This window comes from Streptomyces sp. NPDC096136, assembly GCF_044763325.1.
Classification (GTDB): Bacteria; Actinomycetota; Actinomycetes; order Streptomycetales; family Streptomycetaceae; genus Streptomyces.
Map to the genome: position 1 here is coordinate 98,973 of NZ_JBIWFZ010000018.1, position 18,113 is coordinate 117,085.

The 18,113-nt window shown below is 73.8% G+C and carries 18 protein-coding genes; 4 read left to right on the forward strand and 14 right to left on the reverse strand.

What is annotated here, in order from left to right; genetic code table 11:
* Positions 1–96: 96 nt before the first annotated feature.
* The 9 genes from ACIRBY_RS29445 to ACIRBY_RS29485 form a co-directional block, all read right to left on the reverse strand.
* A complete protein-coding gene (locus tag ACIRBY_RS29445; protein ID WP_403906277.1) occupies positions 97–1,173 on the reverse strand; it encodes a 2-aminoethylphosphonate ABC transporter substrate-binding protein in 1,077 nt (358 codons plus the stop codon).
* Between the two features lie 65 nt (positions 1,174–1,238).
* Positions 1,239–2,036: an ABC transporter permease gene (locus ACIRBY_RS29450; RefSeq protein WP_403906113.1), complete on the reverse strand. Its 798-nt coding sequence runs from the start codon at positions 2,034–2,036 to the stop codon at positions 1,239–1,241.
* Positions 2,023–2,961, reverse strand: coding sequence for a 2-aminoethylphosphonate ABC transporter permease subunit (locus tag ACIRBY_RS29455; RefSeq protein WP_403906280.1), 939 nt, complete (start codon positions 2,959–2,961; stop codon positions 2,023–2,025). The genes ACIRBY_RS29450 and ACIRBY_RS29455 overlap by 14 nt, the downstream gene beginning before the upstream one ends.
* Before the next feature lie 94 nt (positions 2,962–3,055).
* Entirely contained in the window at positions 3,056–4,105 is a 1,050-nt protein-coding gene (locus ACIRBY_RS29460; protein WP_403906115.1) for an ABC transporter ATP-binding protein, read from the reverse strand.
* A complete protein-coding gene (locus tag ACIRBY_RS29465) occupies positions 4,102–4,806 on the reverse strand; it encodes a phosphonatase-like hydrolase (RefSeq protein ID WP_403906118.1) in 705 nt (234 codons plus the stop codon). Before ACIRBY_RS29465 ends, ACIRBY_RS29460 begins: the two co-directional genes overlap by 4 nt.
* A gap of 5 nt (positions 4,807–4,811) precedes the next feature.
* Positions 4,812–5,933: a TIGR03364 family FAD-dependent oxidoreductase gene (locus ACIRBY_RS29470; RefSeq protein WP_403906121.1), complete on the reverse strand. Its 1,122-nt coding sequence runs from the start codon at positions 5,931–5,933 to the stop codon at positions 4,812–4,814.
* Positions 5,934–6,080: 147 nt separating this feature from the next.
* A complete protein-coding gene (locus ACIRBY_RS29475; RefSeq protein ID WP_403906123.1) occupies positions 6,081–6,854 on the reverse strand; it encodes a GntR family transcriptional regulator in 774 nt (257 codons plus the stop codon).
* A gap of 77 nt (positions 6,855–6,931) precedes the next feature.
* The gene (locus ACIRBY_RS29480) at positions 6,932–7,696 is read right to left on the reverse strand and encodes a hypothetical protein (RefSeq protein WP_403906126.1); all 765 of its coding nucleotides are present in this window, start codon (positions 7,694–7,696) and stop codon (positions 6,932–6,934) included.
* Positions 7,697–8,252: 556 nt separating this feature from the next.
* Complete coding sequence (locus ACIRBY_RS29485) at positions 8,253–9,404, reverse strand: ROK family protein (protein ID WP_403906128.1); 1,152 nt, start codon at positions 9,402–9,404, stop codon at positions 8,253–8,255.
* 56 nt (positions 9,405–9,460) lie between these two features.
* On the opposite strand from ACIRBY_RS29485, the gene ACIRBY_RS29490 reads away from it, so the two are divergent.
* Positions 9,461–10,597: a Gfo/Idh/MocA family oxidoreductase gene (locus ACIRBY_RS29490; protein ID WP_403906131.1), complete on the forward strand. Its 1,137-nt coding sequence runs from the start codon at positions 9,461–9,463 to the stop codon at positions 10,595–10,597.
* Between the two features lie 83 nt (positions 10,598–10,680).
* On the forward strand, positions 10,681–11,871 hold the full coding sequence (locus ACIRBY_RS29495) for an ALF repeat-containing protein (protein WP_403906133.1): 1,191 nt from the start codon (positions 10,681–10,683) through the stop codon (positions 11,869–11,871).
* Positions 11,872–11,952: 81 nt separating this feature from the next.
* Here the strand turns inward: ACIRBY_RS29495 and ACIRBY_RS29500 are convergent, their stop codons facing one another.
* From ACIRBY_RS29500 to ACIRBY_RS29515, 4 genes are all read right to left on the reverse strand, one after another.
* Positions 11,953–12,810 (reverse strand): fumarylacetoacetate hydrolase family protein, encoded by an 858-nt coding sequence (locus tag ACIRBY_RS29500; protein WP_403906136.1) that lies wholly within the window; start codon positions 12,808–12,810, stop codon positions 11,953–11,955.
* A gap of 209 nt (positions 12,811–13,019) precedes the next feature.
* Positions 13,020–13,694: a YidC/Oxa1 family membrane protein insertase gene (locus ACIRBY_RS29505; RefSeq protein ID WP_403906138.1), complete on the reverse strand. Its 675-nt coding sequence runs from the start codon at positions 13,692–13,694 to the stop codon at positions 13,020–13,022.
* 122 nt (positions 13,695–13,816) lie between these two features.
* A complete protein-coding gene (locus ACIRBY_RS29510) occupies positions 13,817–14,134 on the reverse strand; it encodes a DUF6412 domain-containing protein (RefSeq protein ID WP_403906141.1) in 318 nt (105 codons plus the stop codon).
* A gap of 64 nt (positions 14,135–14,198) precedes the next feature.
* Positions 14,199–15,080, reverse strand: coding sequence for a class E sortase (locus tag ACIRBY_RS29515; RefSeq protein WP_403906143.1), 882 nt, complete (start codon positions 15,078–15,080; stop codon positions 14,199–14,201).
* 47 nt (positions 15,081–15,127) lie between these two features.
* Here ACIRBY_RS29515 and ACIRBY_RS29520 point away from each other — a divergent pair, with 47 nt between their 5' ends.
* The gene (locus tag ACIRBY_RS29520) at positions 15,128–16,132 is read left to right on the forward strand and encodes an SEC-C metal-binding domain-containing protein (protein WP_403906146.1); all 1,005 of its coding nucleotides are present in this window, start codon (positions 15,128–15,130) and stop codon (positions 16,130–16,132) included.
* Between the two features lie 91 nt (positions 16,133–16,223).
* On the opposite strand, the gene ACIRBY_RS29525 is transcribed toward ACIRBY_RS29520, so the two are convergent.
* Positions 16,224–17,045 carry a hypothetical protein gene (locus ACIRBY_RS29525; RefSeq protein ID WP_403906149.1) on the reverse strand — a complete coding sequence of 274 codons (822 nt, stop codon included), beginning with the start codon at positions 17,043–17,045 and terminating at the stop codon, positions 16,224–16,226.
* A 355-nt stretch (positions 17,046–17,400) separates the two neighbouring features.
* Here ACIRBY_RS29525 and ACIRBY_RS29530 point away from each other — a divergent pair, with 355 nt between their 5' ends.
* Positions 17,401–18,096, forward strand: coding sequence for a hypothetical protein (locus tag ACIRBY_RS29530; protein ID WP_403906151.1), 696 nt, complete (start codon positions 17,401–17,403; stop codon positions 18,094–18,096).
* The last annotated feature ends 17 nt before the right edge of the window (positions 18,097–18,113 follow it).

The window sequence follows — 18,113 nt, forward strand, 5'->3', positions numbered from 1 at the left end:
CGCGCATGCGGCGGGTCCGGACCGAGGTACAGCCTCGGTCCAGACCCGTTATCTGTTCGATATGGTTCCCGGCGGGGGTGGCCGGGAGGTTAAGGCTCAGCTGCCGGTCGCGGACTTCCACGCGTCGACGTAGCCCGTGAGGTTCTTGTCGATGTCGGCCCAGTCCGGCTCGAAGACCTCGACGCCGCCCATCAGCTTGGTGAGTTCGATGGCGTTGGCGTCGGTGGGCTTGACGTCCGTGCGGGCGGGGAAGCCGCCGCCGACCTCGCTGACCAGCTTCTGGGCGTCCTCGCCGAGCAGGTAGTCGAGGAGCTTCTTGCCGTTCTCGGTGTGCGGGGCCTTGGCGACCAGGCCGGCCGCGTACGGGAGGGCGAAGGTGGTGGGCTTGCCGCCGTCCTTGGCGGGGAACCAGATGCCGAGGTTCGGCATGGACTTGGACTGGGCGAAGTTCATCTGGACGTCGCCGTTGGCGACGAGCAGCTCGCCCTTGTCGGTCTTCGGCGCGAGCTTGCTGGTGGAGGACGACGGGCCGACATTGTTGGCCTGGAGCTTCTTGAGGTACTCCATCGCCTGGTCCTTGCCGCCGAAGTCGTGCATCGACTTGACGAGGACGGCCGTTCCGTCGCCGGCGACGCCGGGGGTGGAGTACTGGAGCTTGCCCTTGTACTTGGCGTCGAGGAGCTCCTCCCAGGTCCTGGGGGCGGAGGTCAGCTCCTTCTTGTTGTAGACGAAGCCGAAGTAGTTGTTGACGACGGAGGTCCACTTGGAGTCGGCGGACTTGTCGGCGCCGTTGACCTTGTCGGAGCCCTGGGGGGCGTAGGCCTGGAGCAGGCCCTTGCCGTCGGCCTGCTGGATGAAGGGCGGCAGGGTGACCAGCACGTCGGCCTGGGTGTTGGTCTTCTCGCGGACGGCGCGCTGGACCATCTCGCCGGAGCCGCCCTCGACGTACTTGACCTCGATGCCGGTCTTCTTGGTGAAGTCGGCGAAGACCTTGTCGTACCAGCCGTCGCCCTTGTCGCTCTTGAGGCCGTCGGCGCTGTAGACGGTGACGGTCTTCCCGCCGCCGCCCGCGGAGTCGGAACCGGCGGAGGCGGAGGAGGAGCCGCCGCCGCAGGCGGTGAGGGTGGTGGCGAGCGCGAGGCCGGTGGTGAGGGCGGTGGCGGTGCGGAGCAGGAGGGCTCTGGACACGGGGGTTCCTTATGGGGGAAGGGGCGGGGCGGGGGTGTGCGGGGGGGGTGTCAGCGGTAGGAGGCCCTGGTGCGGACGCGGGAGACGGCCAGGAGGACCAGCAGGGTGGTGGCCATCAGTACGACGGCGACGGCGGATCCGCCGAAGAGCGAACCGCGGTCGGTGGCGGTGAAGATCCGGACCGGGAGGGGCGTCCAGTCCGGCGGGTAGAGCATCATCGTGGCGCTCAGCTCGCCCATGGAGAGGGCGAAGCAGAGTCCGGCGGCCGCGGTGAGGGACGGCAGCAGGAGGGGGAGCTTGACCCGCCACAGCACGTACGCGGGACGGGCGCCCAGGGAGGCGGCCGCCTGCTCGTACGCGGGGTCGAGACGCACCATGGCGGCCGAGACCGACTGGAAGGCGAACGCCGTGACAAGAATCGTGTGCGCCAGGACCACGATCGTGCTGGTGCCGTTGAGCAGCAGCGGGGGCTTGCTGAACGCGACGAGGACGGCGAGGCCGACGACCACGGACGGCACGGCGACCGGCAGCATGAACAGCGCGTGGAGGACTCGCTTGCCGCGCCGGCCGAGCGCGGCGGCGGCCAGGGCGGCCCAGGTGCCGGCGGTGAGCGCGAGGAGGCTGGCGGCCAGGGCGGTGACCAGGGAGGTGGTCAGGGCCTGGAGCGACTCCCCCTGGACGGCGGAGGCGTAGTTCGCGGTGGTCGGGCCGGAGGGGAAGGCGCCGGACCAGTGGGTGGCGAAGGAGGCGGCCACGACCACGAGGAGGGGAAGGGCGAAGAGGGGGACGAAGAGGATCCCGAACAGGGTCCAGGCGGCCCAGCGGCCGCCCCTGCTATGCACCAGCACGCTTGCCCACCACCCGGTAGAGGCCGAACAGGCCGATGGATATGGCGATGTTGACGACGGCGACCACGCAGGCGGCCGGGTAGTCGGATTCGAGGATCGCCTTGCCGTAGACGAGCATCGGCAGGGTCGTGACGCCCTTGGCGCCGGTGAAGAGGACGATCCCGAACTCGTTGAGGCACATGACCAGGACGAGGCTGCCGCCCGCCGCGAGGGCGGGGAGGGCCTCGGGGAGGATCACCTGCCGGACGATCCGGGCGGGGCGGGCGCCGAGGCCGGCGGCCACCTCCAGCTGGGCGGTCTCCAGCTGGGAGAAGGCGGCGAGCAGCGGGCGCATCACGAAGGGGGTGAAGTACGTGATCTCCGCGAGGAGGACGCCCCAGGGGGTGGTGAGGAAGTGGAACGGGCCTTCGGCGCCGCCGAGGGTCTCGGTCCAGAGGCCGTTGGCCAGGCCGACGGTTCCGTAGATGAAGAGGAGGGCGAGGGTGATGAGGAAGGAGGGGAAGGAGAGGAAGACGTCGATGAACTTGGCGACGGCCTTGGCTCCGGGGAAGGGGACGAAGGCGATGACCAGCGCCAGGGTGAAGCCGAGGAGGAGGCAGCCGGCGGTGGCGGCGAGGGCCAGCCAGACGGTGGTGCCGAGGGCTTCGCGGAAGGCGTGGGAGGCGAAGACGGCGGAGTAGGCGTCGAGGGCGCCGCCGCCGTCGTCGGGGGTGAGGGACTGCTGGACGACCAGGGCGAGCGGGTAGAGGAACACCAGCCCGAGCAGGGCGACGGGAGGCAGGGCCCAGAGGGCCCGCGGCGCACGCCGGCTCCCCCGCGGGGCGGTTCCGGGGTCGGGGGCGGCGGGCGGTGCGGGTACGGGGGCGGGGTCGGGCGCGGGGGGCGGTGCGGTGACGGGGGCGGGGGCCGCCGCCGGGGCCGGGATCGGCGGGGACGGGCGGGCCGGGTCGGGGGCGGCGGGGGCCGCCGTGGCGGTGGCGGGGCGGCCCGGGGCGGGGGCTGCCGGGCGCCGGGCGGCCTCAGGCACGGGCGACCCCCGCCGCCAGGAGCACCGCGTCGCGGGGCTCGAAGTGGAGGGTGACCTCGTCGCCCAGGGCCGGGGTCTCCCGCAGCTCGGGGAGGTCGGCCTTGACGCGGTGCCCGCCGACGTCGACGTACAGCCGGTGCGTGGAGCCGCGCCACTGCACCTCGGCGATGGTGCCGCGCAGGGCGTTGGGCCCCTCGCCGAGGGCCAGCAGGTGCGGCCGTACGCACAGGGTGGCGGTGGAGCCGGGGGCCGCCGGGCCCCGGTCGAGGGTCAGGGAGCGGCCCTCGAACAGGGCGCCGCCCTCGGCGACCGTCACCGGGAGCAGGTTGGCGTTGCCGACGAAGGACGCGGTGAACTCCGTGCGCGGGGCCCGGTACAGCTGCTGCGGGGTGCCGCAGTCCTGGAGGCGGGCCCGGTCCATGACGGCGATCCGGTCGGCCAGGGTGAGGGCCTCGACCTGGTCGTGGGTGACGTACAGGATGGAGACGTCCGGGAGTTCGCGGTGCAGCCGGGCGAGCTCGGCCAGCATCCCGGAGCGCAGCTGGGCGTCGAGGGCCGAGAGGGGCTCGTCGAGCAGGAGGACCCCGGGGCGGATGGCGAGGGCCCGGGCGATGGCCACCCGCTGCTGCTGTCCGCCGGAGAGCTCGCGGGGGTGGCGTTTGGCGTAGGCGGCCATCCCCGTCATCTCCAGGGCCTCGGTGACCCGGGCCGGGATCTCGGCCTTGGGGGCCTTCTGGGCGCGCAGGCCGAAGGCGACGTTGTCCTCGACCCTCAGGTGCGGGAAGAGCGCGTACTGCTGGACGACCATGCCGATGCCGCGCTTGTGCGGCGGGAGGGCGGTGACGTCCCGGCCGCCGATCAGCACCCGGCCGGCGGCGGGCCGGACGAAGCCGGCGACGGCGCGCAGGGCGGTGGTCTTCCCGGAGCCGGAGGGGCCGAGCAGGGCCATGACCTCGCCGGGTTCGACGGTGAGGTCGAGGGAGTCCAGGACGGTGGTGCCGTGGTAGGCGACCGAGACGGAGTCGAAGCGGATGCCGCTCACGAGGGATCCGACTCCGCGAGCAGCGCCGGGAGTTCGGCGACGGAGCCGAGGACGTGCGTGGCGCCGTGCGCGGTGAGCGCGGGGCGGTCGTGGGCTCCGGTGAGGACCCCGGCGACGATGCCGGCGCCGGCGCGGCTGCCGCTGAGCATGTCGTAGGCGGTGTCGCCGGCGACGACGGTCTCGCGCACGTCCGCCACGGCGCCGGTACGCAGGAACGCGGCCAGCACCATGTCGGGGTGGGGGCGGCCGCGGCCGCCCGCGTCGGCGGGGCAGAGGGTGAGGTCGGCCAGGTCCCGCCAGCCGAGGGCGGCGAGGATGGCGTCCTGGGTGACGCGGGCGAAGCCGGTGGTCAGGGCGACGGTGTGGCCGTCGGCGCGGAGCCGCTCGATGGTCGCGCGGGCTCCGGGGATCTCGGTGACGAGGCCGCCGTCGACGAGCTGCGCGTAGGCCTGCTCGAAGGCGGAGTTGGCGAGCCGGGCGCGCTCCTCGGTGCCGAAGAGGTGGCGGAAGACGGAGATCTTCGACTCGCCCATGGTGTCCCGGACGTACTGGAGCTTGTCGGCGTGGTCGGGGGTGCCGGGCTCCACGCCGAGGCGTTCGGCGGCGCGCTCGAAGGCGCGCTCGACGAGTCCGCCGTCGGCGACGGTGGTGCCGGCCATGTCGAGGACGATCAGCTTCCCGGGGGTGCGGGTTTCGGTCATGCGGCTCACCAGCCCAGTTCGTTCGCGGTGGTTTCGGCGATGGCGGGCGAGCAGGTCATGCCCCGGCCGCCCGGTCCGGTGACGAGCCAGACGCCTTCGCCGACCTGCTGGCGGTGGACGACGCGGCTGGTGTCGGTGCACTGCGCGTACACGCCCGCCCAGCGGTGCCCGATCTTCGGCAGCGGGCGGCCCAGGAAGGACTCGACGACCGCGGTGAGGTGGTCGTAGGGGTCCTCGACGGTGTCGAACGCGAAGGGGTGCTCGTACTCGTGGGTGTCGCCGATGGTCAGGCCGCCGTCCTGGCGCTGGACCATCAGCAGCTGCATCTTGTGCGCGGCGGCGACGGGCGTCTGGGCCTGCTCGGCGTTGAGGCGGTCGAGCGCGTCGCTCTGGTAGGCGGGGTAGTAGCGGAAGCTGTCGGCGTCCGCGACGGAGGTGGTGAGCGGCTCGCCGAGGGGGGCGGTCTGCATCATCTGGAGCCGGACGCGGCGCACGGGCAGGTCGGGGACGAGCTCGCGGACCATTCCGGAGAGCCAGGCTCCGGTGGCGAGGACGACGGCGTCGCCGCGGTGGACGTCGCCGTGGTCGTCGCGGACGGCGCCGGGGCCGGCCAGGTCGCGGACCTCGCGCCCGGGCAGGAAGGTGTAGCGGCCGGAGGCGCGGAGGGCCTCGCGGAGGTGGAGCTGGGCGGTGCGCGGTTCGACGGCGGCGTCGCGCTCGCACCACAGGGCGGCCTCGAAGGCGCCGCGCAGGGCCGGGTTGATCTCCCGCGCCTCGGCGGCGGTGACCAGCTTGTAGCCGCGGGCGGCGGCGTCGGGGCGGGCGACGGCCGCCTCGGCGACCGCGTGCTCGCGGGCGTTGCGTACGGGGGTGAGGGAGCCGATGGCGCGGAAACCCAGGCCGGGCACCTCCGCGCCGATCCGCTCCCAGAGCTCGCGGGCGCGCAGGGCGGTGTCGAGCTCCTCGCCCCCGGCCCGGCCGCTGACCCAGATCTGGCCGAAATTGCGCAGTGAGGCGCCGCGCGCCTCGGCCTCGCGCTCGATCTGGACGACCTCGTGGCCGCGTTGGACTGCTTGCCAGGCGTGCATGGTGCCGACCACGCCGCCTCCGACGACTATGACTCTCACGCCGTCCACCGTCGGGGCGGTCCGTGACCCCGGAGGATCGGGCGGGCGACGGGCCGGTGAACAGCCCTCGACGCTTGGACTAGACCCGTTACCGTTCCGTGATGTCGATTGGTCTGGTTTGTCGGCTGGATTCCTTTTCTTCGGGGACTATTCGGGCCGCAGGCGGGTCGTGAAGCTGAACCGGTCGCCACGGTAGAGCGAACGCACCCGCTCCAGCGGCAGGCCGTCCTGGTCGCGCGAGAAGCGGTGGATGAGCAGCATCGGGAGCGCGGGCGGGGTGCCGATCAGCAGGGCCTCGCGAGGGGTGGCGAGGACCGTCTCCAGCTTTTCGTCGGCGTCCCCGAAGGAGATCCCGAGGCTGTCGCGGAGGTATCCGTAGAAGGAGGAGTCCGGCTGGAAATCGATGTCGAGGCGGGGGGCCCGGGCGACCCGGACGTACGTGCTCTCCAGCCCGACGCGCTCGTCGTCGGCGAGCAGCACGCGCTCCAGGTGCCAGACGGGCTCGCCCGGCTCGGCGCCGATGCCGCGGGCGAGTTCGGGCGGGCAGGGGAACCGCTCCAGGCCGATCAGGTTACGGCCGGGCCGGCGGCCCTGGCGGCGCACGCCCTCGGTGTAGCTGGCGAGGGAGAGGGGCTGCTCCAGCTTGGGTCCCGCGACGACGGTGCCGCGGCCGGAGCGGCGCAGGCGGCCTTCCAGCAGCAGCTCCCGCAGGGCCTGCCGCACGGTCTCGCGGGACACCTCGTACCGCTCGGCGAGGTCCCGCTCGGTGGGCAGCGCCCCGCCTTCGCCGAGCTCGTCGAGGAGATCGGCGATGCGGGCCTTGACGGCGTAGTACTTGGGGATGCGGCCGTGCTCGGGGATCCCGGAGCGGACGGGCGAGCCGGGGCGGTGGGGGGCGGCGGGGCGGTTCTGTTCTTCCACGGTCGGACTGTACGTGCGGGAGGTGTACGGGAGGTGCGGGCGGGGACGGGGGTGCGGGGGGGCGGCCGCGGTGGGGCTCAGCGCGGGTTCCGGCGCAGGCGGCGGGCGCCGAGCAGCAGGCCGCCGCCGACGGCCAGGGCGGCGAGGGCTCCGGCCCCGTAGGCGCGGTCCCGCCGGCCGGTGTGCGCGAGCGAGCCCGCCGTGACGGCGTCGTCGGGGTCCTCGGGGCCCTCCACGGAGAACCGGTACCCGCCGGCCTCGCCCACCCATTCCCCGTCGTCCCCCTTGCGCTGCACCAGGGCGGCGTCGGCGACCACCTCGCCGAGGGGGGCGTCAGGGGCGAAGGCCAGCTGCACCTTGACGGTGACGGAGGCGCCGGCCGGCACGGAGAAGCCGGGGAAGGCGTCCTTCCCGTCGAACACCGCGATGATCTCGTCGCGGTCGCTGCGCTCCAGGGTCACGGGGTAGGGGCCGCCGGGGGCCTCGAACGCCATGCGGAGGTGCGCGGGGCGCAGGGCCCTGGCGGGGTCGGTGAAGACGATGACGGGGTGGATGGCGGTGCAGGGGCCGCCGGTGGTGTTCGTCAGGTCCAGCAGCCAGCCCTGCGGTCCGCCGCCGGCCCGGTAGACCACCGGTCCGCCGCGGATCCGGGCCCCGATGGGGAAGGCGCCGCTCTTGCCGTCCCCGCAGGTGGCGCGGGCGCGGGAGGGCGTCGCGGGCGCGGGCATGGCCGGGGCGGGCGCGGGGTGGGGGGCGCCGCCGGTGCCGTTGTCCGCGCCGGCGGAGGGTGCGGCGAGGAAGAGGAGCAGGGCCGTGAGGGCAAGGGCGTTGCGCAGTCGCATGGAAGACCTCGCTGCTCGCCGGACGGAAGTGATGATCGGACGAGGCGACAATCACCCCGCCTCCGCCCGCACCTTCCCACGCCCCCGCTCCCCCTCCCCACGCCCACGCCCGAGTCCTCCCGCTTTACCCCCGGATGGCCCCCGGCCCGAGCCGAAACCCACCCCGTCGGCCAAGCCCGGACGGGGCGACCCACCGGGCGACGGGCCAGACGGGCTCAGACATGGCCAGACGCGGCCAGACGGGCCCGAGGGGCACGCACCCGCCGGACCGTGCCCCGACCCTGGACCCCCAGCGCCCCCCGTGCCGCACCCCCTCCCGGCACCGCAGACGCCGGCCCGCGGCCGACCCGACCGCCCTTCCCGACCACCGGCCCACCCCGGGCCCGAGGGGCACGCACCCGCCGACCCGTGCCCCGGCCCTGGACCCGCAGCACCCACCGTGCCGCACCCCCTCCCGACACCGCAGACGCCGGCCCGCGCCCCGGACCCGACCGGCGTTCCCTGCCACCGGCCCACCCCGCCCGCCCGGACCTGCCCGCCCCGGCCCCCGGCGGGTTCAGCCGCGCCCGAACAGCGGCGCCAGCGCCAGCTCCGCCGCGCCCTCCGCGACCCCGGCCGGCGCCGGCGCCACCACCGGCGGCGGGCCGGCCGTCAAAGCGCGGGCGGCCAGCACCTCCCGCACCCCCTCCACGAACACCTCCGGCTCCGCCGCCACCACCCGGCCCCCCAGCAGCACCCGGTCCACGTCCAGCAGCGCCACCAGGTTCGCCGCCCCCTCGCCCAGCACCCGCGCCGCCTCCGCCAGATCGCCCCGGGCCACGGCGTCGAGGCAGAGCACCTCCAGGCAGCCCCGGCCCCCGCACCGGCAGGGCGGGCCGTCCAGCCGCAGCACCTGGTGCCCGAACTCCCCCGCGCCCGACCGCGCACCCCGGTAGACCGCGCCGTCCAGCCGCAGCCCCGCCCCGAGCCCGGTCCCGACGTGCAGGTACACGGAAGATCCGGAGCCCGGCCCGGCGGCGGCACCGGCCCCGCCCGGCACACCCGGCGCGTCCGGCCCCACCGCCGCGACCCCGGCGTTGGTGTCCTTGTCCACCACCACCGCGGCCCCCAACCGCCCCGCGAGCACCTCCCGCAACGGGAACCCCTCCCACTCCGGGAACCCCGTCACCCGCCCCAGCACCCCGCTGCGCCAGTCCAGCGGTCCCGGCGCCGCCACACCCACCCCGAGCAGCGGCGGAGCCCCCGCGCCGCCGCCCGCGACGCGCACCACCGCCCGTACGACGGCGTCCACCGCCGCCTCCGGGCCCGCCCCGAAGTCCAGCGGGCCGCTCCACTCGGCGACGACGCCGCCCGCCAGGTCGACCCGTACGGCCCTGAGCCCGTCGCGGTCCAGGTGCACCCCCACGGCGTGCCGGGCGCCGGGGACCAGCCGCAGCCGGGTCCGGGGCTTGCCTCCGGTCGACGCGTCACGGCCCGCCTCGGCGACCAGGCCCTCGGCCGCGAGCCGGGCGGTGATCTTGCTGACGGCCTGCGGGGTGAGCCCCGTACGGGCGGCGAGCTCGGGGCGCCCCAGCCCCGGCGGACCCGCGGCGCGGAGCAGGTCCAGCAGCAGGGCCTCGTTGTGCCCGCGCAGCGCCGGCAGGTTCACCCCGCCCCGGCCGCCGCCGCTCCCGCCGCCCCGGCCGCCCTCCGCGTTTCCCCTGTTCACCCACCCATTGTCCACCCTCCTTGCACTTACACAACACTGTTGCCAAAGTGGATCCCATGAACGCCTCCCCCTCGACCTCCCCCTCGGCCTCCTCCGCCGCCGCCCCCCGCACCCCGCTGCGCGTCGCGCTCATCGGCTACGGGCTCGCCGGCTCCGTCTTCCACGCCCCGCTCGTGTCCGCGACCGAGGGCCTCGTCCTCGACACCGTCGTCACCTCCGACCCCGGCCGGCAGGCCCAGGCCCGCGAGGCCCACCCCGGTGTCCACGTCACCGGCTCCGCCGACGAGCTGTGGGAGCGCGCGGGCGACGGCGAGGACGCCCTCGGCCTCGTCGTCATCGCCTCCCCGAACAAGACCCACGTCCCGCTCGCCACCGCGGCCCTCACCGCCGGCATCCCGGTCGTCGTGGACAAGCCGCTCGCCGCCACCGCCGCCGAGGCCCGCGAACTCGCCGCGCTCGCCGAGCGGACCGGGACCTTCCTGTCCGTCTTCCAGAACCGCCGCTGGGACAACGACTTCCTCACCGTGCGCCGCCTCCTCGCCGACGGCGAACTCGGCGAGATCCAGCGCTTCGAGTCCCGCTACGAGCGCTGGCGCCCCCAGCTCAAGGGCGGCTGGCGCGAGTCCGGCGCGCCGGAGGAGATCGGCGGCCTGCTCTACGACCTCGGCAGCCACGTCGTCGACCAGGCGCTGGTGCTGTTCGGCCCGGCCGTACGGGTCTACGCGGAGACCGACGTGCGCCGTCCGGGCGCCGAGGCCGACGACGACACGTTCATCGCGATCACGCACGCGAACGGCGTCCGTTCGCACCTCTACGTCAGCGCCACCGCCGCGCAGCTCGGTCCGCGCTTCCGCGTCCTCGGCTCGCGGGCCGGCTACGTCAAGTACGGGCTGGACCCGCAGGAGGCCGCCCTGCGCGAGGGGCTGCGGCCGGGCGGTGCGGGCGGGGCGGCCTGGGGCGAGGAGCCGGAGCACCTGTGGGGACGGCTCGGCTCCGGCGAATCCCCGCTGACCGGCGGCGGGGTGCCGGTGCCCACGGTCCCGGGCGACTACCCCGCCTACTACGCGGCGGTCGAGGAGGCGCTGCGCACGGGCGGCCCGGCCCCGGTCACGGCGTACGAGGCGGCCCAGTGCCTGGCGGTGCTGGAGGCGGCGCGCACTTCGTCCCGCGACGGGTCGGTCGTCGCCGTGTGATCCAGCCTGTCGCAAAATCGACGGTTTTCGAACGCTTAAACGATCTATCCTGCACAGGCTGCCGCTCATCACACATGTGAAGAATGGAAACCCCACCTGTGAAGCTGCCCCGGATCGCATCGATCGTGGCCACCGCCGCGATCGCCCCGGCCGTCCTGCTCTCCTCGCCCGCCTTCGCGGCCGACACGGCGGACGGCGCGGCCGCCACGCCGTCGTCCCCGACCGCGCCCGACCGCGGCGTCGAGGGGAAGCCGGCGGCGGACAAGCCCGCCGAGGACCCCCAGGCGGCGAAGGACCGGGCCGAGATCGAGAAGATCCTGGCCGACCCGGCGCGCGGCCCCGGCGTCCGCGAGGCGGCCGCGAAGGCGCTCAAGGGCACGCCCGAGCAGATGCGGCACTTCCTGACGGTCGAGCTGGCGGAGCAGCAGTTCGACGACGACGCGGTCCTCATCTCGCGGATCCACCACTTCGGCGGCCGCGCCGTGAAGGCCGCCGCGAAGGAGGCGCTCCGGAAGGACACCCAGGAGGCGTTCACCCAGTTCCTGAAGGAGGGGCAGCACGTGGCCCGCCTGGAGGACGACCGCGTCGAGATGATGCGCATGCTGAACGGCGCCGGCCGGGGCATCACGCGGGCCGTCAACGAGCTGATGGACCACGGCACGCGCGAGCAGATCCGTGAGTTCGTCGCGACCGGCCAGCACAAGGTCCGTGCCGAGGACGACCGGGTGGCGCTGTTCGGGATGCTCAAGGACGCGGGGCCGGGCCTGAAGGAGGGGATCATCAAGTTCCTCGAAGGCAACCCGACCCCGGCGCAGCTGCGCACCTTCATGACGACCACGCAGTTCGAGCTGCGCGACGACGACAACAAGGTGCTGATCGCGTCCATGGTCGCGAAGGCCGGTCCGGAGCTGAAGAAGGCCGCCCTCGCCGCCCTCAAGGGCACGCCCGAGGACCGCACCGCGTTCCTCAAGACCGGCCAGCACGTGGCCCGCGCCAAGGACGAGGGCCACGGCACGGGCACGGGCACGGGCAACGGAACCGGTGCCGGTGCCGGTGCCGGCACCAAGGACGGCGTCCAGCAGGCCGTCGCCACGGGCACCGGCAAGGGCAACGGCAACACCGCCCCGGCGGGCGGCTCCTCCTCCGGCCCGCTGGCCAGCACCGGCGCCGGCAGCGGGACCACCTGGATGGCGGGCGCCGCCGCCGGCACCCTGGCCGCGGGCGCCGGCCTGGTCGTGGCCAACCGCCGCCGCCGCGCGTCGGCCGAAGGCTGACCCGCCCGCGCGACGCGTACCCGCACGCACCCGAAGGGGCGGGCCGCCCGGGCGGCCCGCCCCTCCCCTTCGCCGAAGGCCCTACGCGCCCTTGAACTCCTGCCGCTGACGCCCGAGCCCCTCGATCTCCAGCTCCACGACGTCACCCGCCCTCAGGTACGGCTTCGGCTCCGGCTGGCCCATGGCCACGCCCGCCGGGGTCCCCGTGACGATCACGTCGCCCGGGTACAGCGTCATGAACCGGCTCAGGTACCGCACGACCTCGCCCACCGGGAAGATCTGGTCCGAGGTGTTGCCGTCCTGCCTGAGCTCGCCGTTGACCCACAGCTTCACGTCCAGGACCTGCGGGTCCGGGACCTCGTCGGCGGTGACCAGCCAGGGGCCGAGCGGGGTGAACGTCTCGCAGTTCTTGCCCTTGTCCCAGGTGCCGCCGCGCTCGATCTGGAACTCGCGCTCCGACACGTCGTTGACCAGCACGTAGCCGCCGACGTGCGCGAGGCCCTCCTCGGCGGAGCCCAGGTAGCGGGCGGTGCTGCCGATGACGACGCCGAGCTCGGCCTCCCAGTCGGTCTTCACGCTGCCGCGCGGGATCAGCACGGTGTCGTCCGGGCCGCCCACGGTGTCCGCGGCCTTCAGGAACAGGATCGGCTCGGCGGGCGGCTCCGCACCGATCTCGGCCGCGTGCCCGAAGTAGTTCAGGCCGATGCCCACGACCTTGCCGATCCGGCCGACCGGGGAGCCGATGCGCAGCCCCTCCGCGTCGAGCACCGGAAGCCCGCCGTCCGCCGCGGCCTCCCGTACGCGGGACAGCACGGAGTCGTCGGCCAGCAGGGCCCCGTCCACATCCGTGATCAGGCCGGACAGGTCCCGGAGGGTCCCGTCCTGGTCGAGCAGCGCGGGGCGCTCCGACCCGACGGGTCCGACACGCAGCAGCTTCATGAGCATTCTCCCGTGGTCGTGGGTGGTCGGCCCGGGGCGCGCCCAGGGCCGGCCGATGGGTTGCGGCCATCGGAGGATTGGCTGATCCTCCAAGATGTCCGACCAATCCGCAAGACCCTGTTCACGGACTGGAACGCGCTGCTCCGCGCCCCTGCCCGCCCCACCCCCCAGCCCCACTCCCCCGCTCAGCTCGCCGCACCCGCCCCCGTTCAGCTCGCCGCACCCGCCGCGGCTCCGCTCGCCGCTCCGGCGGCCGCCCGCCGCTGGAGCCAGGCCCGCTCGGCCACCGACCAGGCCGTCGTGGTCAGCAGGTACAGCCCGGCGGCCAGCGGTACGACGGCAGCCGTGATCAGCGTCCCGAACGACAGCAGGGGCAGTACGCCGCCCAGCTTGCGCATCGCCGCCAGCTGCTCGGCCGTCGGCGCGGCCGCCGCCCCCGCCGCGCCCTTCACCGCGGGCAGGACGGGCGCCACGGCCGGCGCGGCCGCCGCGGCCCGCCGCCCCCGCACCGCACTCCACGCGGCCACCGCCGCGATCGCGGCGAACAGCCCGAGGAACACCAGCCCCTGCGCCCCGAACGGGCCGCCCTCCTCCAGCGCCGCGGACCACCGGGCCCCGAGGGGCGCGGCGAACAGCCGGTGGCCCAGCAGCTCGTCCCCCGAGGAGAACGAGCGGTACATCAGGTAGAACACCGGCAGCTGCAACAGCATCGGCAGACACCCCGCCCCCGGGGTCGCCGCACGGAACGCGGCACGGCCCAGCGGGTACAGGGCGAGCCGTACCAGCAGGGTGAACAGCACGATCGCGGCAGCGGTCGCGGACTCGGCCAGCACCGGCTCCAGGAGCCGGCCCAGCTGGGCAACGAGATGAGTGAAAACGGACACGCGGGCCCTCCGAGGGGTCTCGTCAAACGTCGAAAACGGTGCATTTCGGCGTGACGACCCGCGAGGGGCGGCAACAGCGTTCAGTCAGAGGAAGAGCGGAAGGCAGCGGACACTGCGCGCCCCTACGCGGCCGTCGGGAACGGACGGCCGGGAGCCCTGGGCCGCGACCGGCCCGAGGCGTCGGGATCGCGCTGCGGCAGGAACGCCGTGCGCTGCTCGCGATCACGCATCGCGGTGCGTATTCGGTGCGGCGGCACGGGCCGCACGAGGCAGCCCGCCAGCACGGCCGCGCCCACGGCGACCGCCGCGGCCAGCACGACCATCCCGGCCGCCAGCCCGGCCTCCCCGGACAGCAGCCCGAGGACCCCGCCGAGCAACAGCAGGGCGACGAGCAGGGACGAGAAGGAGAAGGAAGACAGGAAGGACCGTGCACGAACCATCCGCCCCACACGAACCACCCCCTCAACTCACTTCACCAGAACGCACACTCGATCCTAGTCAACCCTAACGGCCGGCACCGACAACGCCCTTGAGAACCCCCCAGACCACCATCCGGTACTTCGAGGTGTACTCGGGCGTGCAGGTCGTCAGCGTGATGTAGGACCCGGGCTCCCCGTACCCGTACCCGGGCCCCACCCCGCTCCGCGGCACCGGCGCGATGACCCCCACGTCCCCCGGGCTCGTCTCCGCCAGCACCTTCCCCACCACGTACGTGTACCGCCGCCCCCGCAGATCGACGAGCACCTCGTCGCCCTCCCGCAGCCGGTTCAGGTACCGGAACGGCTCCCCGTGCGTGTTCCGGTGCCCGGCCACCGCGAAGTTCCCCTCCGCTCCGGGCTGCGCCGTCCCCGGATAGTGCCCGACGTACCCCTTGTCCAGCACGGCCCGCCGGTCCACCCCCTCCGCCACGGGCACCGACAGCCCCAGCTTCGGGATCCGCAACACGCCGTACGCCTCGTCCCGCGCCGGACCGGAACCCGCCGGCGCGGGCCGCGCACCGGCCCCCGCGGGAGGCGACGCCCCCACGCCGGCACCGCCCCCGGCCCCTCCGCCCGAGCCACCCTCCGATCCCCCCACGACCACTCCCGGAGCCTCCTCCACCCCAGGCACATCCGGCCCCCCACCCCCGCCCGCGCCCCCAACCCCATCCCCATCCCCGCCCCCACCCGCCCAGCGCCTCTCCAGCGCCCGGACCTGCTCCTCGGCGCCGGCCACGGCCTGCCGATTGGTCCACCACACCTGGTGCACCACCAACAGCGCCACCACCACCCCCACCGTGGTGATCACCTCGGCCCCCACCCACAGCAGCCGCGCGAGCCCGATCCGGCGCGCCCGCCGACCGCCCCCCTGCACCACCACCCGCACGCGATCCCGCACGGCCGGCACCCTAAGACTTCCCCCCTCAACTGACCAGCGGCAGTACGGTGTGAACCATGCGCCCCGACACGCCTGCAGAGCACATCGCCGAAGCCGAGCGCCTCATCCGCACGGCGACCCGCTACCCCGAGGACCAGGAGCCCCTGCTCCTCCAGGCAGCGGCCCACCTCGAACTGGGCGACGCCCGGGACCGCGCGAGCGCGCTCTACGACCGCCTCCTCTCCGCCTCCCCCGCCAACCCCCACCTGATCAAGGCCCGCCAGGCCGCGAACCTGTGGGAGTACGGCCACGAGGCCGAGGCCCGCGCCCTCATCTCCGGCATCCGCGCCGCCGCGCCCACGGACCCCGCACCCTGGGAGGTCATCGCGGAGGCCCTCGAATCCCACGACGAGCTGGAAGCCTCACACGAGTGCTTCACCGAGGCGGCCACCCTCCTCACCTCGGAGGACACCCCCCTCACCCAGGCCACGACCGCCCTCCTGACGGGCCGCCACCGCGTCCGCCGGCTCCTCGCCCTCCCCCACGACGACTGGGACATGGTCGCGGACACCCGCCACATCGGCCCGATCCCGCTGGACGAGCTCCACGACCCCAAGCGCATCTGGGCCCTGGGCTCCAACGACCCGGCGGAGCTCCGCGCCGAGATCGCCCGCCTGCGCGCCGAACTCGGCGACCGCCGCGCCGCCCTCTCGCGCCCCTTCCCCGTGGCCATCCTCCACTGGCCCGCCCGCGAACTGGCCGAGCTCCTGACCGGCTACCCCACCCTCACCTCGGAGTACCCCTCCCACGAGGCCCACCTGGCGAAGGTCGAGTCCTCCCTCCGCGCCCTGGCCGCCTCGGGCACCACGAACCTGGGCATCGTCACGGGCAGCGTCCCCTCGTACGAGGCCTTCGCCGCCTCGGAGAAGTCCTCCCCGGCCTCCCCGTCCCTCCTGGCGGAATACGCCACCACCCTGGCCGCCCGAGGCAAAGCCACCCCCTGGCCCCCCACCCCCACGTCCCCCTGCTGGTGCACCTCGGGCAAGCCGTACGCGGAGTGCCACGGCGCAGGGGCGGCTTAGCAACGACAGGCTCGTCGCCCGCACACCCGGCGAATGGGCGGACCGGCTGGGAACTGCGGTCCGCCCATTCGCCTGCCGTGAGCGCGCCGGCTCAGGGCCGCCGGCCGGCTTCACTGTTGGCAGCCCGCTCCACACCATCGACGGCTGCGGCCCATCTCAGGATCGCGGTCGCGTCCTGGGCCATCCCCTTGTCCTGCAGCTCTAGGGCCATCCGGATGACGGTGCGGCCTTGGCGCTCCCGCGCATACATCTGACCAAGAGAACCAGCGAGTTGGCCGTCTCCCCCAGCACCCAGCGCCACGTACGCCGCTGCGGCCTCCACCGGCGTCAGGAAGTCAACCGCGTCCGCCATCGCGGCCACGACCTCGTTCACTCTGCCGTCCGCATCCAGCGCCATAGCGCTCGCGGCAAAGCGCTCGGCGGCTCGCGCATCGGATCCGTCTCGCCGCCGGTCCCCCCTCCTCAGGGGGACCGGCGGCGGCGTCGGCGCACCCCGCACCGCAGAAGCGACACTGCGAGGGCCGGCTTCCGCCGCCGCCAAGGCGGCCCCCAACTCCGCGTTTCTTCCTTCCAAGACAACACAGTTAGAGCACTTGGGCGCCTTGCGAAGCTCGGTACGCTCATGCGCTTCAGCCACTTCAGGCCATGTCAGGCCCACCGCTTCCGGCTCCCCTGCACGATGCACGGCAAGCTCGTACAGTCCAGCGACGAACCGCTGCCCCGGATTGCGCTGCCCGCCGAGATATCTGGAGAGCGAGCTGCGGTCGACGGGGCAGCCCCGCTCTTGCAGCAGGCGCACCAGGTGCGCCTGGGAGTCTGCAGCAATCACCTCCTCCAGGTTCTTGAGAATCCCGAGAAAGTGCTGCCGCCCCGCCGGTAGAGACCTACCAGCAGGCTTTTTCCAGCCACTCATACACGCCCTCCCCTGTCCGCCCTCTGCCGAGCACCGACGGCCGCACTGGGCCGTGGCCGATCTCAGGCAACTCCCCACCCTAGCCTCCCCGTCAAGGGATTCAGCGGCATAGCTATGACGACTGCCGCCAGATTGTTGCCAAGTTATCGAGCAACTCTCGAAACCTCTGGACTCCGGCAGCGGCGCCAGTCATTAATGGGATCCGCGATCACGCCGCGATTCCGCTAGGAGCGCTGCAGAACGCAGAAAAGCGACGCAGAGCCAAAGATCAGGTTTGCATTCCTTTCACCTCCTTCCCGCTGATGTCTATCCCGACCTTCCAATCAGCGGGCTGGCAACCGAACGGAGTATCGGCATGGCAGTTCCCTCATGGACGGACACCGAGCTCGGCGCCAAGGCCCGCGCGGCCCTCTGGCTCGTGGAGGTGGTCGGAGTCGGCGGCATCTTCACCAAGGCGATGCTCCGTCAGGCCTTCCCGGAGAACACCCAGATCGACCGTCGGCTCCGCGAACTGCGCGACCACGGATGGCAGATCGACACAAGCCGCGACAATCCCGCCCTGAAGCAGCAGGAGCAGAAGTTCGTCGCCAAGGGCGCAGACATCTGGCTGCCGGGCCAGGCGTCACTGCCTAAGCACAAGCACAGCCTCAGCGCGGCCCAGCGCGCCAAGGTGCTGCGCGAGGACGACTTCCTCTGCCGGACCTGCGGCATCGGCGTAGCCGAGAAGTACATCGACGGACCGGGCAGCTCGAAGCAGCTCGGCGTAGCCCGGCGCGAGGTCCTGCTGCCCGACGGCACGGTCGACTACCAGCTGGAGACCGCGTGCAGCCGGTGCATCAGCTCCAGCTCGGGGGAGGTAGCGGACTTGGCCGGGACGCTGGATGCGGTGGCCGCGCTGTCCCCTCTGGAAAAGAACGCCCTGGCCGGCTGGATCGCCTCGGACCGCCGCGTCCGCGGCTCGCTGGAAGCCCTGTGGGGGGTATACCGCACCCTGCCCGCCGCATCCCGGCAGGCGATCCGCGATGCAGTGTCCGACGGCACCCAGTCGTAGCAGCACACACATAAATA

What these genes read in the sequence shown, in the direction of transcription:
- ACIRBY_RS29465 (WP_403906118.1), bottom strand. Translation starts at nt 4,806, where the DNA reads ATGACCGAAACCCGCACCCCCGGGAAGCTGATCGTCCTCGACATGGCC.
- ACIRBY_RS29480 (WP_403906126.1), bottom strand. Translation starts at nt 7,696, where the DNA reads ATGCGACTGCGCAACGCCCTTGCCCTCACGGCCCTGCTCCTCTTCCTC.
- ACIRBY_RS29490 (WP_403906131.1), top strand. Translation starts at nt 9,461, where the DNA reads ATGAACGCCTCCCCCTCGACCTCCCCCTCGGCCTCCTCCGCCGCCGCC.
- ACIRBY_RS29495 (WP_403906133.1), top strand. Translation starts at nt 10,681, where the DNA reads ATGGAAACCCCACCTGTGAAGCTGCCCCGGATCGCATCGATCGTGGCC.
- ACIRBY_RS29500 (WP_403906136.1), bottom strand. Translation starts at nt 12,810, where the DNA reads ATGAAGCTGCTGCGTGTCGGACCCGTCGGGTCGGAGCGCCCCGCGCTG.
- ACIRBY_RS29510 (WP_403906141.1), bottom strand. Translation starts at nt 14,134, where the DNA reads ATGGTTCGTGCACGGTCCTTCCTGTCTTCCTTCTCCTTCTCGTCCCTG.
- ACIRBY_RS29520 (WP_403906146.1), top strand. Translation starts at nt 15,128, where the DNA reads ATGCGCCCCGACACGCCTGCAGAGCACATCGCCGAAGCCGAGCGCCTC.
- ACIRBY_RS29525 (WP_403906149.1), bottom strand. Translation starts at nt 17,045, where the DNA reads ATGAGTGGCTGGAAAAAGCCTGCTGGTAGGTCTCTACCGGCGGGGCGG.
- ACIRBY_RS29530 (WP_403906151.1), top strand. Translation starts at nt 17,401, where the DNA reads ATGGCAGTTCCCTCATGGACGGACACCGAGCTCGGCGCCAAGGCCCGC.